We start from the raw sequence: 19,076 nt of genomic DNA, 5'->3' as shown, positions 1-19,076 counted from the left end.
CCGAGTTTTCCGAGAAAGCAAAGATGACGAGTGTTTAATGAATGACTGGAGGGATTACATTGAGTGTCAAGGTACTAATGGGAAAAAAGGGATTTGAGGAGTTTGCAACAATTGTCGGCTTTACAGAAGCGGAAAAGGAAGAACGCGGTGCATTGCTGGAGCAGTCTTATATGCCATTTAAGGTGACTCGCTATTATGCCGAGTTGATTGCAAGTCAATCAGAGCCTTATCGTACCCAGATGATCAATATCGTGCTTCCTCCACCGGGAGTGAAACCCTATAAAGGCCGTTTTGATCCGTATGGAAACAAGTCGTACCGTCAGGATGAAACAGCATTCCTGCAACACAAGTACAAGAAGACATTGTTGCTTCACATCGACGACTTTTGTATTGCCAACTGCCAGTTCTGCTATAAAGTGAACGAAATCCGCCATGAAGATATTGGATACACCAATATTATGGACAAGGCAGAAAGGGCAGTGCAGTATTTGGAAGCCCATCCGTACATCGATAATGTCCTCTTTACCGGTGGAGACCCTGCTTCCTTCCGTAAAACTTCTGACTTAATCAAGCTGATCAGCACGCTATTGAGTGTGAAGAGTATTCGACTCGTTCGCTTTGCAACCAAGGCTTTGGCCTATGACCCTGCTCGTTTTCTTGATGGAGAGCTGCTAGCGTTTTTTGACCAAGTAAGACAGACACCCGGCAAGCAGGTAAGTGTAATTTCCCAGTTCAACCATCCTGGGGAAATCAGTGACGTTTCGATCCAAGCAACGCAAGCACTGCTATCCGTCGGTGTCCAGATTCGCGGACAGCCTGCTATCATTCGTGGCGTGAACGATTCTGTCGAGACATTGATCGACTTGCAGCGCAAGTTTTTGGATAATCGAATCATTTCGTATTATTTGACAGTGTTTATGCCAGTTAGGGGAGTCGAGCAGTATGCCATTCCACTGGACGAGGCGTTCCGGAATGTGGCCGAGTCCAAACGCAATCTGGGTGGCTTGGAGAAAAAAGGGGTGCTTCTTACTTCGCACGACTTTGGAAAATTAGAGATTTGTGGCTTCTATCCGACAGCCGAGCGCCCTGAAAAAATTGTTTTGAAATGGCATCAAGCGGTCGGACCAGACTATCTTCCAGAGCGGTTGAAGGAATTAATCCCAACCCGTTCAGAAGACCTGATGATTTTGGACTACAAACAGGGAGAGATGTACTGCCTCGACCATGTTTTCGAACATAATGGCTTGCCGTACGTGAATGCAGATGGGGAGATCGTGGAAAACCTGCCGAGTGAAGCTGTTCGGTAAGGGAGTCAGGAGAGAAAAATTGTGATGAACAAGATCGACAAAAACAATATAGCTGACATTTTGCCGTTAAGTCCAACGCAGGAGGGCATGCTGTTTTACTACCGACTCCAAAAGGATTCCAATCTGTATTTCGAACAGCATCGGCTAACCCTTCGTGGCAAGTTTCAGCTGGAGTTGTTTACGCAGGCTGTTTCGATGGCGTTTGAGGCCAATGAAATGCTTCGAACGGTTTTTCGCTGGGAGGGGCTTCAAGCCCCTGTCCAGCTCATTCTCAAGCAAAAGACATTGGAGATTCCTTATTTCGATTGGAGCGAGTTACCATCTGGTGCGCGTGAAAGAAAACTGTCTGCCTTGCTGTCACAGGACAAGCAAACACCTTTCACGCTTGAGTTGGGCAATACCATTCGCATTCAAGTAGTAAGGATGGAGTTGTATCGTTATGAAGTCATATGGTCATTTCATCACATTCTCATGGACGGATGGAGCTCAGGCATTCTCCTAAGAGAGATATTTACGGCATATGGACAATTGTGCTCGGGGCTGTCCCCTGCAATCAAACAAAAGGCGAAATATAAGGAGTATCTGCGTTTTCTCAAAGAAGCATCGAAAGAACATTCCTTATCGTATTGGAAAGATTCCTTACAAGGAATTAGCTCGCCTACACCGTTTCCCTATATGCGGGATCGTAATGAAGAGCGGAAGTATTCTTCTTATCATCTTCGGCTTAGTCGAACGCTGACGGAGACACTGGAGGAAACATCCAAGCGTTACCGCGTGACAATCAGCACATTGTTGCAGGCCGCATGGGGTATTTTGCTGCAAAAATACAGCGATACGCGGGATGCACTTTTTGAAGTGGCCTACGCCGGACGTCCTGCCCATCTCACCGGAGTAGAGGAAATCGTCGGCCTCTTCATCAAAACGTATCCGCTCCGGGTCAAACGGACAGAAACGACAACAGTCAAAGATCTGCTGGGTGTCATGATGGAAGAGCAGCACCAGATGGCCCCGCACTTGTACGTGCCAGCAGTTGAACTGAAAAACTGCTCAGAGATGGACGTACAAACCCCTTTGGCGCATAGTTTGTTCGTTTTCCAAAACTATCCGATCGACAAGACGTTGGCCGGATTGGAACTTGATTTCGAGCTAGAAAATATTACTTCACATGAAACAACCGACTATCCATTGGTGCTAGAAGTAACACCCGGTGATGAATGGACAGTCCATGTCAACTACCAGGCATGGAAGTTTCAAGCAAAGGAAATCGAACGCCTGGCGCTTCACTATCAGAGCCTTCTCGAGCAGATTGCGGCTGATCCAGATCAAGAAATTCGTGACCTTACCTTGCTCAGTGATCATGAGCGGCACGAGATGATTGAGGAACAGATGAAAGTTGTGCCAGTTCCGAGTAACTACTGCGTGCACGAGTTGATTGATCAAGCGGCAGAAAAAACACCGGATGCAGTTGCGCTTGTACAAGGAAAGCGGACAGTGACCTACAAGGAGCTACAAGAGCAAGCCAATCGCCTGTCTTGCGCTCTGCAAAAGGAGGTGACAGATGCAGGTAGACCGATAGTTATCATGTGTGATCGTTCCCCTGAAATGATTACTGCACTGCTAGCTATCCTCAAAGCTGGGTGTTACTATGTCCCACTTGATCCAGACTTGCCAAAAGCGCGAATGGAACAGATCGTAAGCCAGATTCAGCCTAGTTTGATCGTAACAGAGGGCAGCTATCTGGAACTCGTTGCTGACTTGCAAACAAGGGTGTTTCGTCTGGATGAACCAGCTTGCTGGGCACAGGAATTAACGCAAATACCACAGCGAAAAGCGACGCCTTCGAGTACCGCATATGCCATCTTTACTTCTGGTTCAACAGGTACGCCAAAAGGTGTGCGTGTAAAGCATGATCAATTAATCAACGCTCTTTGGTGGCACATTGAATTTGTCGGATTCGGAGAGCAGACGAGAACGTTGCAGATCGCCACATTGACTTTTGACGCATCGGTTGTCGAGATTTTCTGCACACTCATCAGCGGTGGGACCCTTTGCTTGTTGCAGCGACATGAAAACAAATCCCCGCAAAAGCTTGCGGCTGCCATCGAGAGCCAACAAGCAAATGCGATACTCGTCGTCCCTACGATGTATCACGCTTTGCTTGACCACGCGGCTGATGGATCGCTGGATTCGATTCAAAAAGTGTTGTGTACAGGAGAGATGTTATCTTCTTCGTTAGTGGAACGACATACAGCCCTGTTACCGCAAGCGCAAATGTACAACTTGTATGGTCCGACGGAAAATAGTATCTCGGCATCCGGGTATTGTGTACCGCGACAAGGGCCTTTTGAAAACCCGCTTCCGATTGGACATCCGAGTTACAACGTTCGTGTTTTTCTTCTGGACCAAGATTTTCACCTGTTGCCCAAAGGGGTAATAGGGGAAATGTACGTTGGCGGGATGGGAGTAACGGAAGGTTACATCGCTGACGAGGAAAAGACCAGAGCGTCCTATATCCTGACCCCGTATGGCAGGCTATATCGTACAGGAGACTTGGCTTGCTGGACGGATGAAGGACATCTGCAATATTTTGGTCGCAAGGATTTCCAAATCAAGATTCGTGGCAACCGCGTTGAATTGGAGGAAATTGAAGCTGTCCTGCGCCGTCAGCCTGGTGTCCGGGAAGCAGCGGTAGTGGCTATTCAGGAGTCAAAGCGCGATCCTTATCTGGTTGCATGCTTGGCCGCGATGCATCCGATTGGGGAACACGTTCTGAGAGATGCAGTGCTAACTTATCTGCCTGACTACATGCTACCTGCCTTTTTCGTCCATCTTGATGCTTTGCCTCGGACTCAGAGTGGAAAAGTAGACAAGACTGCCTTGCAGCGTCTGGATTACACGCAGTATCGCTCGGGAAAGGAAGAGGCCCCGGCAGATGAACTTGAGCAGCAATTGGCACAAATATGGCGAGAACTTTTGACAGTTGAAAAAATAAGCGTGCACGATCATTTTTTCTCGCTAGGAGGCCACTCGCTGAAGGCTGCTCAACTCGTGACCAGATTGCAAAAAGAGAGAAAAACGGACATCACAATCAAGGATGTATTCCAGAACCCGACAATTCGACAATTGGCTGATCGCATCAGAGGTAGACAGGAGATATCTTACACGCCGATTGATCGGGTCAGTCAAGCCGAGAGATACAGGGCTTCTTCTTCACAGAAACGAATTTTCGTGATGCATGGAATTGAAGGGGAAAGCACCAGCTACAACATGTCGGGTGTCATCGCGGTAAACGGTCATTTGGATGTAAGTCGAGTGAACCGTGTATTAAAGGAAATCATTCAAAGGCATGAAGCATTCCGTACTTCGTTTGCGGTACAGGATGGAGAAGTGTATCAGTACATCAGCGACCATGTGCCATTTGAGATCCAAACGATGCATAGCGATGGCAGGACATTGGACGAAGTGATGGAGGACTTCCGGCAATCCTTTGATTTGACGAAAGCCCCTCTCCTTCAGGTTTGCCTAGTCGAGGTCACAGCCACTCAGCATTATCTGCTGTTCAACTCTCATCATATTATTTTGGATGGCATTTCACTGAATGTGTTAATGGAGGACTTTTCCAGATTGTATGTGGGTGAAGAGCTGCCTGCACTGCCTATTCAATACAAGGACTACGCCGACTGGCAGTGGCAGAAGCGGGGGAGCGAGCAGTGGAATCAGCAGGAAAAATATTGGGTGGACACTTTTAGCGACCGTGTCCCGCTTATGGCTTTTCCACTCGATTACCCGCGTCCCACTGTTAAGACATTCCAGGGAGATCACCATACGTTCTTCATTACTGATTCTACGTACAGTGATTTGCATGCATTTGCCAAGCAGAACGAAGTGACTGTCCATGCTGTTTTGATGTCGGCTTATTACGTGTTGTTGATGAAATACACGTCTCAGGAAGATTTCGTTGTCGGTTCACTGGTAGCTGGACGAAACCACCCCGATTTGGAGCGAATTGTCGGTGTCTTTATCAACTTCCTTCCGATTCGCAATCGTCCTCGTGCCGAACTCGTGTATACCGATTTTGTACAAGAGGTTCAGCGCAGTCTGTTCCTGGCCTACGAACATCAGGAGTATCCGTTTGAAGAAATCGTTGCTCGTAGCGCTGCAGGCATCCAGCAAACGCAAAATCCATTGTTTGATACGATGCTGATCTTCCATAACCAACGGGAGCAAGAAGTCAGGTTTACATTGGGTGACGTGCAGTTTGAAGAGGTTCCGCATGAATCCAAAACATCGAAGCTTGACTTTAAGCTGGATATTACACCACTCGCTGATCAATTCAGATGCGTGCTGGAATACGATACCCAGTTGTTTAAAGCGGAGGCAATGGAAGGTTTTGCTGACAACTATTTGCGTGTTCTCGCAGCGCTTCTGAAACATCCGAAGCAACAATTGGATGATGTTGACATCGTACATTACCAAACAGAAAAAGAGGGCGTGATGAACCGCCTTCATCATGTCGGAGTTGCCGTTCCAGAACTGGGTCCGGCTCAAATCATGTATGGCACTCTCGGGTTTGATGCGAGCGATTCCCTGCAAGATCCAGAACAAAACGTGTATCTCTCGATGTGCATGAAACCGGGAAGTGTACCAATCGAGCTGATTGCGCCAGTCGATGAAACGTCACCCTGCGTTCGTTTGTTGGAAGAGAAGGGGACGGGACCGTACCATCTATGTTATTCTATTTCCAATATTAATCATTTTTTGAAAAGGTTAGTTGATTCTGGGTTCAAATACGATTTGGTCAGCGCTCCTAAGCCAGCGGTGCTTTTCAATCATAGACTCGTTGCCTTTCTCTTTCTGGAATCGGTAGGCTTGATTGAACTTGTAGAGAGTGAGGATACGAAGCATGACGAATGGCATAGCAACGATCAGCGGTCTGCTGTCCGTTTGCTTACACCAGATGCTGATCAGGCACTGTCGTTCTTTACGTTCCTGGGCTACCGTGTTCACGAGAAATATCTGGATCGGCAATCGCAAGCGAGTATCATCACACTGGGCAAAGCGAGTGAGAGCAGTATCCAATTAGTCGAGCCTCTTATGGAACACTCGCAAGAACAACGGGCGCTCATGAAAAATGGTTGTGGTGTTTACCAAATAGAGGACAGGGTAGCGAATCTGACCGAACGGATCGATACACTGATTGCGTGTGGCATCCCTGTTTCTTTTGCAGATCGGGCAGGACGTAATCTGCTCCTGACAGATGCCCCCTACCTACTTTTAACCGACGGGAAATCAGCCGCCGAAAGACCTAAGCCGATTTTAGGCGAGTTTCATTCGGAAGCTACGCCCATCTATTCCTTTGTTCAGGAACGGTTGCTGAAGCAGGAACAAGAAGAGGGGATCTTGGCTGTCAGATGTTTTGACATCGAGGTTCGAAGCAGAATCGAACCGTCATATATGCAGCAAGCATGGCAAGCTCTCACGCGACGTTTTCCACAGCTGTTGACACAAGGCTTATCCGAACCGATTCCACTTGCGTTTTGGGATTTACAGGAGAAAAGCGAGGCAGAGGCAACGGTATGGTTGCGGGATCGATTGATTGCCGAGCAGAAGAGACCGTTTGAGCATCATGCAGGAAGTTTGGCTCGATTTGAACTGGTAAAGCTGGCTGCTGATCACTATCGGTTAATTGGAAGTCTTCACAGCTCCATTAGTGATTGGCGAGGCATCGGACTTCTTCTGGAGGAATGGGAGGCTCTGTATCAGACGATTGAAGAAGGGCATGAACCTTCTACGGAAGAACAGCCTCATTACGAAGAAGCATTCGCTGTTTGGCAGAAAAAAATGCTTTATTACGGACATCTCGAGGCCGAGCGCTACGAGTGGTTGACAGCAGCAAATCTACATTCTGCTCAACCTTTTGGTACAGGAGGGGTAGCGAAGCGACAAGTCGAGCAGTATATCGACCCGACGAGTCACGCTGATTTACTGCATGTAGCTGCTCAGTCCAATCAGGAGCTGGGAGACATCTTGCTTGCCTCCTACCTGCTGTTGCTTCGACAGGTCACCCAATTGTCTAGTTTGACGCTTGGGGTAGTGACGACGAATCGGACACAAGATGTGCTGGAACTTACGCTTGGCAACTTTGACAACATCGTACCGCTCACGATCGATATGCAGGCGATCAGTTCGTTTTCACAATTATTGGATCAAACGAAGCAAGTACATGCCCGGATGCAAGCGCTCGCGTTGTATCCGTCAGAGCACTGGCAAGCGACGACGAACATGGAATGGCCGACACTTTTTGTCAACCAGACGATTCCGTTCAAAGCTCAGTCAACTGTTTGGAAACGTGAAGTCAAACGATCAGTCGAGCCAGAGATGGCCGGAAGCCCATTAGTTCTCCAAGTAGCAGAAACTTCGGAAGGTATCCATGTCGTTTTTACCTTTGATCCAGCTATGCTTCAGACGGCATATGTTGAATCGCTTTCGGATCGCTATGTGAAAATCCTAAAAATGTTAGCAGAAAAATCCAAAATAAAGTAAAAGGGGTAGGAGAATATGGAAATCAGATCCTCAATTAATTTTCACGACGAGCGCTTTTTGATGTTTGTACTGGACCAGATGGCAAATGAGCTTGAGAGAAACGGTGGAGAAGCGATCCGCATGACTCTTGGGAAGTCAGAAATGCCGCTGCATCCCGAAATTATCAATTCCATGCAACAGGCGTTGAACAGCTTTGAAAAATATTCGCTCGTATATCCAGGTGGTCTGCCTGAGCTGAAAGATAAGCTCGCTACCCACTATCAAACAAAATACGATGTGACAATCAAGCCGGAAAATTTCGTGATCAGTGTCGGTACCAGCACACTTTTCCGTAACTTGTTCTACCTCTTGCTTAAAGAGGGTGATGAAGTGTTGCTGCCACTTCCGTACTACTCGCTTTACCATTTCTGCGCGCTCTTAGTCGGTGCGAAAGTTCGTTACTACAAAATTGATATGGATACATTGAGACTTGATGTGGATTCGTTCAAAGAGAATTTCACAGACAAGACAAAAGTGGTCGTGATCAATACGCCTGGTAACCCGTTGGGAAATATTCTTACAAAAGAAGAATTGTATACGATCGACAGCATCGTAGATGGCCGTGCGGCTATTATCAATGACGAGATTTATGCGAACACTTACTTCGATGACGAGTGCGAATCCGTGATGCAGCTGAAAAATACCAAGTCTACCTTCATCACAACGGATGCGTTTTCCAAAGCGTATCGGATGTATAGCAGACGTGTCGGATATGCGATCGTGCCAGATGAGCTGGTGCAACCACTGACGGTCATTCAGCACCACACACTGCTCACAGCTGACCCGGTCGTACAATTCGGGGCAATGGCTGCGCTCGATTACCAGCATGAAGTTGATCATTTAGTCCAACTGTACAAAGGTCGTCGGGACTACACGATTGACGCTTTCCAAAATGTACCCGATGTCCGTGCTCTGCCAGCGAGAGGTAGCTTCTACTTCACGCTTGATTGCGAAGCCTTTATGAAGAGAAAAGGCATTAGCACCTCTCTTGAGTTGGCTACACAAATTTTCGAGGCGACACATGTAGCGACCGTACCGGGTTCTGACTTTGGTATCCCGAACACACTGCGCCTCTCATACTCTGCCGCGAAGTATAACGAGGGAATTAACCGTTTGCGAGAATTTTTCACCACCACCTAAAAAGGGGAAGAGTCGCAATGAATGGACGTATGCAGCTCGATCTGGATCTGAATGAGTTTAACCTGCTCACTGATGATGAAGCGAACTTGTTAACTCGAGTCAATCAGACAGACAAACCTTATCGCAACAAAGTGACAATCGCTGAACTGTTCGCCCGGCAAGCAGAAAAAACCCCTGAAAGAGTCGCTGTGGTAGAGGCGGATCGAGAAAGAACATACGCAGAACTACACGCGGAAGCAAACCAGCTAGCCCGTATCTTAAAAGATGCGGGTGTGGTTCCTTCGCAACTCGTAGGAATTCTCGCAGACAGGAGCTCCCGTATGGTAGCGGGAGTTCTTGCCATCCTCCAAGCGGGTGGGGGATACGTCCCGGTTGATCCGCATTATCCCCGAGCTAGAATTCGGTATCTTTTGCAGGATAGCCGCTGCAAGGTGCTTGTAACAGAATCCATGTATCTGGATGAGGTTATACCGGATCTACCTGACAGCATCGAAACGATCATTTGTTTGGACGAGACTTCCTTCCAGCACGAAGGATACAAGGTCTATACAGCGTCCGACATTCGCCGCCAAAAGGATGAGGCGATAGCTCCGGCAGGTTCAGAGGATGATGTTGCGTATGTCATCTACACATCTGGTTCGACCGGTGCACCGAAGGGCGTCATGATTACGCACAAACAGGTCTTGAATACGTTGTTTTGGCTGGAGGAGACTTTTCCGTTAAGCGAGACAGACGTTGTTGCCCAAAAAACCTCGATTTCTTTTACGGATTCGGTGTGGGAATTGTTTTGGCCGCTGATGGTTGGATCAAAGCTGTCTATTTTGAAAGAGGAAGACGGAAAAGATCCGGGAGCGTTGTATGACTGGCTGCGGGAGCAACGCATTACAGTCACGCAGTTCGTTCCAGCGATGATGAATGTGTTTCTGGCGCATGTGCATTCTCGTAAGGAGCCAGATCCATTGCCCAATTTGAAGTGGGTATTTAATGGAGGAGAAGCACTGACCGCTAATCTGGTTCGCGAATGGAATCGACTGTTCCGTGTTGCGCGAATCGCGAATATTTACGGGATGACAGAATCAGCGATATACGCTTCCGTCTTTCTTTGCACAGAACAGCCTGCTGAAGAAACACTCAGAATCCCTATTGGTGTTCCTATTGCCAATACGCATATGTTCATCCTTGGTCAGACGGGGGAAATTTGTCCCCTTGATGTCAAGGGCGAGATTTGTATCGGAGGAATTGGCATCACCGATGGATATTTGGGCAAGCCTGATTTGACTGAGAAAGCTTTTACGTATCATCCCATTACCGGCGAGCGCCTTTACCGTACTGGAGATGTCGGCTTACTCAGTGAAACGGGAGTTTTTGAATATTTGGGGCGGATGGACGATCAGGTTCAAGTGCGCGGCTATCGTGTGGAACTAAAAGAAGTTGAACGCGCCGTCCTTCAGCATCCCGCTGTGAATCAGGTAGCTGTATTGGCTATGACTGATCAAATGGGGTTGACCGAACTGGCTTGCTACTATGTCTTGCAAATGGACGGGGTTCAACCGGATGAGCTTCGCGAGCACCTGTTGGAGTGGCTCCCCGAATATATGATCCCGAGTTACTTTATGGAATTGTCGGAGATGCCGCTTACCCCGCATGGAAAGATTGATCGTAAAGCTTTGCCTGCTGTAAAGCCAAGTGCCAATTGTGAATACGTACCTCCAGCAAATCCTATCGAACAAAAGCTGGCTGAGTTGTGGGCGGATGTCTTACAGCTTCCATCTCCTGGTGTACTTGATCACTTTGTCGGACAGGGAGGACATTCGCTCAAGGCCATTCAGCTTTTATCCAGGATTGAAAGTGACTTTCAAGTGAAGCTTTCCATGCGTGACCTGTTTGATGCTCCAACGATTCGTGGTTTGGCGAATCGGATCACAGGCAACCTCCAAGAGATGGAGCAAAAACCGATTGTCATGCTTTCTAATCAAGAATATTACCCTGTCACACGTGCCCAAGAGCGGATTTACCTGTTGTGGCAGTTGGAAGAAGATGCTACCAGCTATCATACACCAGGAGTTATGCGGATCACCGGTTCCCTTGATTCAGGGCGTCTCCAAAACGTTGCAGATCAACTCGTCGCACGACATGAAGCTCTGCGCACCTCGTTTCATCTGATGGAAGGTCAGGTGAAGCAAAAAGTACACAGTGATCTTTCTGTACAGATCGAAACCTGGCAAGCAGACGAGGAAGCTGTGGAAAAGACAATCGAAAGCTTTTTCAAGCCATTCGATTTAAAGCAAGCTCCCTTACTTCGTATCGGTTTAATTAAGCTCTCATCAGAAGATCATCTGTTGATTTTCGACATGCATCATATCATTTCAGATGGCATTTCCAAGTCCATCTTGCTTGAGGAATTTTGTTCTCTCTACCAAGGACAGGTCTTGCCGGAATTGTCGGTACAGGCCAAGGAATTCGCTTGGTGGCAATCAGAACAAGCTGCCGAGATCGGTTGGGCCGAGCATGAAGCCTACTGGTTGGAGGCATTTTCCAAGCAGCCGCAACCGCTGGCAATCCCGACCGATTATCCTCGCCCACAAACCATGACATTTGCTGGAGACGAGTTGTTGACTGAGCTGTCTAGAGAATGGGTGGAAAAGCTCGACGCGTTTACCCGTCAGAGTTCTACGACGCTCTACATGCTTCTGTTGGCCGTCTATTCTGTTTTGTTATCGAAATACAGCAATCAGGAAGACATCGTCGTAGGCTGCGACATGGATGGTAGACAACGTGCGGAGTTTGCCCCTGTTGTCGGAATGTTTGTTAACACCTTGGCCTTGCGAAACTGGCCGAAGAAAGAATTGACCATCGAAGAGTATATCGGGCAGGTACGCCAAAACGTGCTTAGCGGTTTTGAGCATGGAGACTATCCATTCGATCAACTCGTAAGCCAGATTCAATTGACTCGGGATCCAGCAAGGAACCCGTTGTTTGACGCCATGCTGACCCTGCATCATGCAGCGGAGCAGCAAAAAGTCAGCCTCGATCAAATCGAGTTTGTACCGTACGAGTTCAGACGCAAAGCTGCCATGCTCGATCTGGCTTTGGAAGTGGTTAAGGCTGAGGATCACCTACGCATGCATTGGCAATATAACACGAACTTGTATCAAAGAAGAACAATCGAGAGGATGGCTCAAGACTTTGTCATTCTTCTTGAGCAAATGGTAGCCCACCCGACCCGAACCATCGGACAACTTCAGATCGGTCATGGAGTAGTACAAGTAGCACAGGGACAAGTGGACGACGATGACTTTGCTTTTTAAGAAATACATGACGGACAGAAAAGAGGGATTGGCTTGACAACGATAACGGCACAAAACATCTTGCTGGCCAGTGGGCAGTTTGATCGCGAAAAAGACTATTGGATGGAGAACCTCTCTCGAGAGTTTCATTCACTCGACCTTCCAACAGACTCTCGGGCCTCGTTTCAGCGTCAGTCTGAGCTTCGTGAGCTGACCATCGTGTTTCCGGACGAACTGAGCAAGGCGCTGATTCATTTGAGCAATGGCTCGGATCAACGTTTGTTCATGGCTTTGCTGAGTGGATTTGGCATCCTGTTGTCCAAATACACGGGACATCAGGACATATGCGTTGGAACGGCTATCTTTCGTCAAACAGAGCCGGGTGAGTTCTTGAATAAAGTGCTGCCTCTGCGTCATCAGGTACTCCCGGAATGGAGCATCAAGGAGCTGCTGCAAGAAGTTCGGCTGACCTTAAAGACCGCTGTGGAACATCAGAACTACCCAATCTTGCGGTTGATCGAGGAACTGCAAGTACCGCAGCAGGGGAACAGCACACCGTTCTTTGAGGCGACTTGCTTGTTAGACGTTCTTCATGATCAGGACAGCCTGAAACAGGTCTCGAGTGAGTTGCAGCTCCTCTTTTCTAAAAAGGGGAACTCGCTCGAATTACTTGTGCGTTACGTCGGACAAAGATACCAACTCCCCATGATGGAACGGATGATAGAGCATTTGGTCCGAATCTATCAGGTTATCGTAACCCAACCAGATCAGAAGATCGCGGAGATGGCGTGCTTATCTGAGGCAGAGGTACGGGAGCTAGTTCTTTCATTTAACGACAACCGGATTGATTTTCCACGCGATCAGAGCTTTGATCGCCTCTTTGAGGAGCAGGTAAAAAAGACGCCTCATCGCAAAGCGGTGACAGACGGTAAATCAACGTTAACCTATCAGGAATTAAACGAGCGATCCAACCGACTTGCGCGGCATTTTATCCAGCAAGGATTACGACCTGGCACGAAAATCGGTATCTATATGAAGCGTAACGTGGATACGCTTGTTGCGATTCTTGCAGTGTTCAAGGCAGGAGGAGCCTACGTACCGATTGATCCAGACTATCCGCAGCATCGGATCCTGTACATCGTGCAGAAGAGCGAGATTGCAGGGTTAATCACTCAGCCTGACTTGCTAGATGGGTTGAAGCCGATTCGAGCATCCTCACCTGAACTGAAGTATTTCTATGTTTTTGGTCAATCTGATCAATTAATAGAGTCACTTTCGGGAGAGGACATTGATCGGGAGAGTGCAGGAACAGACTTGGCATATATCATCTTCACATCGGGTACGACTGGACAACCGAAAGGCGTAATGGTGCACCATCGCGGAATGATTAACCACATTTTCGCTAAAATCAACGATCTGTCCCTCTGCGAGGATGATCTTGTCACACAAACGGCTTCTCTTTGCTTCGATATATCTGTTTGGCAATATCTGGCTGTTCTGCTTGTGGGTGGCTCTGTGCTGGTGATCGATACAGAGACGGTAATGGATACGCAGGCTCTTCATAACGTACTCCGTTCCAACCACGTCACCGTCGCAGAAGTGGTACCGTCTCTGCTCTCCGTGCTGCTTGATCTCGTTCAAGAATGGCCCGATTCCGAACGCAGCTTCCCTGATCTGCGGTGGATGGCCGTGACAGGAGAGGAGTTGCCTGCCCCTCTGGTACGACGCTGGTTTGCCTGCTATTCGGAAATTCCTTTGGTGAATATGTACGGACCAACGGAAGCATCTGATGATATTACGCACCACATTATTCGGGAAATGCCCAGTGATCAGCAGATTGTGGTTCCCATCGGCATACCGATCCAGAACACTCATATTTACATACTCGATCAAAATCAGTGTATCTGCCCGCGAGGCGTAAAAGGAGAAATAGGTGTGGCCGGTCCGGGGGTTGGTTACGGCTACTACAAAGATGACGAACGGACGCAAAAAGTCTTTGTACCAAATCCGTATGCCAGCTGGATAGATGACCCAGACTACCAAGTCCTCTACCGAACGGGTGATGTAGGCCGGATCACGGAGGACGGATATATTGAGTACTTCGGGAGAATGGACAATCAAGTCAAGATTCGGGGTTACCGAATCGAATTGAGTGAGATTGAACAGGTGATGCGCAGACATTCAGCGGTTAAGGATGCAGTGGTCTTGGCGCTTTCTGAGGAAACGGGTGCAAAGTACTTATGTGCCTATGTCGTTCCCCAGGAGGAATTTTCCGTACGAGATGTGCGTGAGTATCTGTTTACTGTGCTTCCGGAATACATGGTGCCGATGCACTATGTAAAACAAAACGTATTGCCACTTACCCCTAACGGAAAAGTGGATAGAGGGGCTTTACCGAAGCCTGGCATACAGGATCGCATAGACACCTCTATTTTGGTGTCAGCGACAACCGAGACGGAAAAAGCTCTCACGCACATCTGGGCGCATGTGTTACAGCTCGATCCAAGCACAATCAGCGCTCGGGACAATTTCTTCGCTCTAGGGGGGCACTCGTTAAAAATCAATGCGGTAGCTGCGCTGGTTGCACAGCAGTTTGGCGTACAGCTTCCACTGCGAACCATGTTTAATCACCCAACGATTCAGGAGCTTGGCAACGTGATTGATGGATCAGACAAGACGATTATGAAAAGACGATTCTCAGTCGAAGCCAGATCGTACTATCCTGTTACGGCTGCCCAGCGAAAGTTCTTTATTCTTCAGCAGTTGAACCCGGCTGACACAAGCCTTCACATTACGGCTGCCCGTTTCATCGAGGGCGAGTTGAGCCGTGAAAAGGTAGAGCATGCTTTTCAAGGATTGGTGAACCGCCATGAATCTCTTCGTACCTCGTTTGATTATAGAGATGGGCAAGTCGTTCAAATTGTACATGATTCGTTAGTCTTCCGTTTGGAAGTGAGCGAAGCAAGTACAGAGCAGTTGGAGGCCAGCCTAGCAGCGTTTGTACGGCCATTCGACTTGCGTCAAGCACCTTTGCTGCGCGCGGGGCTAATCAGGATTGCACCAGAAAAGCATCTGTTGTTGTTCGATATGCATCATATCGTTTCAGACGGTGTATCCATGGATATTCTCGTAGAGGACTTTGTTCGTCTCTATGCAGGCGTGACACTTCCTGCGTTGGAAGTTCAGCAAAAAGAGTTTGCTGTTTGGCAGGAATCTGCACTTGAGTCAGGGGAGCTTCAAGCTGACTATTGGGCAGACTTGTTTACCAGCCCGGCTCCACTTCTATCGATTCCGACTGATTACGAAAGACCAGAATCTCTTACGTATCCTGGTGCGACGATTGAGTTCGAAATATCGGCAGAGGAGAGGCAGCGGTTGCAGGAGCTGGCAACGCAGGAACATGCGACACTTTACATGGTGCTGTTGTCGGTTTACAACATGTTGCTTGCAAAATACAGCGGCCAAGAGGATGTCGTTGTCGGAACTCCTGTAGCTGGGCGTAAATTTGCAGAGTTTGATGAAGTCATTGGAATGTTTATCAATACCATTCCGCTACGCAATTATCCAAAAGGCGAGAAAACCTATCTCGAGTTTCTTGCGGAGGTCCGCGAGCATACGCTAGCCTCTTTTGAACAAGCAGATTACCCGATTGATCTGTTTGTCCAGACTCTTGGTCTTGAGCCAAATACAGGTCGTCAACCCCTTTTTGATACGATTTTCGTCCTGCAAAACATGGACAATCCGGAAGGGGAACTAGAGCTTGCGGACATGATTGTCAAAAACTATCCACTGCAAAACAATACGGCTAAACTTGATCTTCATCTGTCGGCTTATCCTGTTTTCGACAGACTTATATGTAAGCTGGATTACCGCAGTGATCTGTTCCGAAAAGAGACGATGGAACAGTTTGTGAGTGACTTCAAAAGCTTGTTGCAGCAGGTGATGGAAGATCCGCAGCGCCTCCTGCAAGACTTTGAATTGACCCGTGAGGTAGCCCTTATTCAAGCACAGGGCGTCGATTGGGATTTTGAATTTTAGAGCAAGCGGTGAGTAAGAGGGGGAGGGCATATGGAGACTACTATTTCGCAAAACATTCTGCTAACCAGTCGGAAATTTAGCCGGGAGGAGCAGTACTGGCAAGAGAAGTTACAGGGGGAGTGGACGCTCTCCCTCCTTCCAACCGAAGGAACGGAGAAGGAAGGCGATGGGGAGGAGGAGACAAAAGAAATATCGTTTGTCTTTCCAGATGATTTGAACGCTGCCGTTGCGGCCCATTGCGATCATCATCCGATGAAGCTCTACCTATTCCTTCTGTCGACGTTTCAAATCATGCTGAATCGGTATAAGCAGACAGACGACATGATCATTCTCACGCCCGTCTTTCAGAATCCGCTTCCCCCTAACGCTTGGAATCGGGTGCTGCCGCTGCGTGTACGGATGCATCAAGAAGCTACTTTTGCAGAAGTGGCGAAAGAGGGTAAGCAGTTAGTCAAAGAGGCAATGGAGCATCAGAACTATCCGTTTTCGCAAATGATGCAATGGCTTGATCTACCCGACACGGATCGGATGGCACTGCTGGATACAGCCTTCGTACTAGAAAACATGCAAGATATTGCTGCTTTAGAAGGCCTGTCCCTACAAATAGTATTTGCATGCAAGCAAACAGAAGCTGGAATTACCGGACGTGTACGGTATGCGGGCGAGCAGTTCAAAGAGGCTGTCATCGAACGAATGATCAGCCATTATCAACAAATTCTTCGTGAAGTGGCCGCCGATCCCAAACGCTTCGTTCACACAATCGAAATGGTGACAGAAGCAGAGCGGACAGATCTGTTGTACACCCGCAATCAAACGGATGTTGCTCATTCTGCTCCAAAGCCGATCCATCATCTGATCGAGGAACAGGCAGAGCGGACGCCTCATCTAACAGCAGCTGTGTTTGGTAACAAAACCCTTACCTACGCTCAACTTAATGGCAAAGCCAATTACCTTGCCCGCATGTTGAAGGAAAGTGGCATTGGAAGAGGAAGCTATGTTCCGGTCTTGATGAATCGTAGCTTGAATTTGATCATTTCCCTGCTAGCTGTGATGAAAACAGGTGCGGCATTTGTCCCACTAGACGTGCAAAGTCCAAGCGAACGGAAAAAGCAGCTACTAGATGAATTGAATTGTCCCGTGACGCTGATCGGGCCAGAAATACGCCAGGAACCGACATTCGTGCAGTGGACACGTGCGGTAATCGTTGATGCGGATGATATCCGGGAAGAAGGGGACTTGAATGTCCAGGTAGATATGAACGATCCAATCTATGTGATCTATACATCCGGTTCTACTGGTAAACCAAAAGGAGCGGTCGTTCCTCATATCGGTATTTTCAATCGGTTTCGCTGGATGGATGAACACTACGGTTGTACAGAGCAGGACGCCATTTTCCAGACGACTCCCCATCACTACGACAGTTCGGTCTGGCAACTCTTCTGGCCGCTCTTGCATGGTGGCCGTACGGTATTGCCGATTCCTGAATTCGAGATGACGCTCGATCAAGTGTTGCACGCCATTTCAACCTATCAGATTACAATTACGGACTTTGTGCCGTCGGTGTTCAATCTGCTGGTGGATCAAATGGAAACACGAATGGACATACACGATTCACTTTCTTCGATTCGCCACCTGATCTTGGGGGGAGAGGAAATCACCGCTCACACCGTGCATCTGTTTCTTCAGCGGTTTTCCCACGTTCGTATCACGAATCTGTACGGTCCGACGGAGACGTCTATTGGTGTCATCTACTTTGAGATCGATCATACCCATGAGGGACCGATACCAATTGGAAAACCGATAGCCAATACGAAAATTTTGCTGCTGGATTCAAATCGCAAACTTGTTCCGGCCGGACATCAAGGGGAGATTTATATAACAGGCTTGTGCTTGGGGCACGGTTACTTACACGATCCCGAGAAAACAGCAGCCAGCTTTGTTGACAACCCTTATCCGGAAATTGGTTATCAAAAGCTTTATCGGACAGGAGACCTCGGGCGTTATCTGCCGAATGGCAATATCAAGTTCTGCGGACGCATTGATCATCAAGTAAAAGTACGCGGGCATCGAATTGAGCTGGGCGAGATTGATGAGGTGCTATTGTCCCACCCACTAGTAAAAGAGTGTGCCGTGCTATTTCAAGAAGAGAAGGCTCGATTGTGCGCGTACTACGTGGCAAATGCCGAGGAATTGACCGCAAGTGACCTGCGCGGTTATCTCAGTGAACGGCTTCCCGATCACATGATCCCATCCTTTTTTGTCAGCATTGAAAAAATGCCTTTGACAGCAGGGGGCAAGATCAATCGCAAGCTATTGCCTGAAGTGGATGAACAACAGGCGTCCGATGCTGAATATGTAGCCCCACGAAACGAGAAGGAAGAACAACTGGTAACGATCTGGAAAGAAATCTTGGGAATCGAAAAAGTGGGGGTACACGACAGCTTCTTCCAGTTGGGAGGAAATTCCCTGCTGTTGCTTAAAATGCATGCACAAATGGTAAAACAAGTGGATAGCGAGATTAGCGTCGCGCATTTGTTTTCCTACTATACGATTGCCATGTTTGTGGATTTTCTCGAACAAAGAAAACAGGATCAGTTTGCATCGATGGAAGATCAAAGCGATGATGATGAATCCCTTCTGGAATTGCTGAGGGAGGTCAAGGAGGGAGTTCTCTCCGTAGACATGGGTGCCGAGCTGATCGACAAAAGGAAGGGGAATTAAG

At 48.1% G+C, this 19,076-nt stretch carries 6 protein-coding genes; all 6 read left to right on the top strand.

The window, feature by feature from the left end; all coding sequences use genetic code 11:
• Window positions 1-59 precede the first annotated feature (59 nt).
• From ACUUHJ_RS17100 to edeJ, 6 genes are read left to right on the top strand one after another with little or no spacing between them, the layout of a single operon-like run.
• Entirely contained in the window at window positions 60-1,307 is a 1,248-nt protein-coding gene (locus ACUUHJ_RS17100; protein ID WP_041749467.1) for a lysine 2,3-aminomutase, read from the top strand.
• Between the two features lie 24 nt (window positions 1,308-1,331).
• Window positions 1,332-7,850 (top strand): edeine non-ribosomal peptide synthetase EdeN, encoded by a 6,519-nt coding sequence (gene edeN, locus ACUUHJ_RS17095; protein WP_472301210.1) that lies wholly within the window; start codon window positions 1,332-1,334, stop codon window positions 7,848-7,850.
• Window positions 7,851-7,865: 15 nt separating this feature from the next.
• Entirely contained in the window at window positions 7,866-9,029 is a 1,164-nt protein-coding gene (locus tag ACUUHJ_RS17090) for a pyridoxal phosphate-dependent aminotransferase (RefSeq protein ID WP_016743542.1), read from the top strand.
• Window positions 9,030-9,046: 17 nt separating this feature from the next.
• Window positions 9,047-12,337 (top strand): edeine non-ribosomal peptide synthetase EdeL, encoded by a 3,291-nt coding sequence (edeL, locus tag ACUUHJ_RS17085; protein ID WP_472299458.1) that lies wholly within the window; start codon window positions 9,047-9,049, stop codon window positions 12,335-12,337.
• Window positions 12,338-12,370: 33 nt separating this feature from the next.
• A complete protein-coding gene (edeK, locus tag ACUUHJ_RS17080; protein WP_472299457.1) occupies window positions 12,371-16,354 on the top strand; it encodes an edeine non-ribosomal peptide synthetase EdeK in 3,984 nt (1,327 codons plus the stop codon).
• A 30-nt stretch (window positions 16,355-16,384) separates the two neighbouring features.
• Window positions 16,385-19,075 (top strand): edeine non-ribosomal peptide synthetase EdeJ, encoded by a 2,691-nt coding sequence (edeJ, locus tag ACUUHJ_RS17075; RefSeq protein ID WP_472299456.1) that lies wholly within the window; start codon window positions 16,385-16,387, stop codon window positions 19,073-19,075.
• Window position 19,076 lies beyond the last annotated feature (1 nt).

It is taken from the genome of Brevibacillus schisleri (genome assembly GCF_055685845.1).
This window is presented reverse-complemented; position numbering and strand designations above follow the sequence as displayed.

Bases quoted from the DNA above. Each gene is read 5' to 3' on its own strand.
- edeN (WP_472301210.1), top strand. From the start codon at position 1,332: ATGAACAAGATCGACAAAAACAATATAGCTGACATTTTGCCGTTAAGT.
- ACUUHJ_RS17090 (WP_016743542.1), top strand. From the start codon at position 7,866: ATGGAAATCAGATCCTCAATTAATTTTCACGACGAGCGCTTTTTGATG.
- edeL (WP_472299458.1), top strand. From the start codon at position 9,047: ATGAATGGACGTATGCAGCTCGATCTGGATCTGAATGAGTTTAACCTG.
- edeJ (WP_472299456.1), top strand. From the start codon at position 16,385: ATGGAGACTACTATTTCGCAAAACATTCTGCTAACCAGTCGGAAATTT.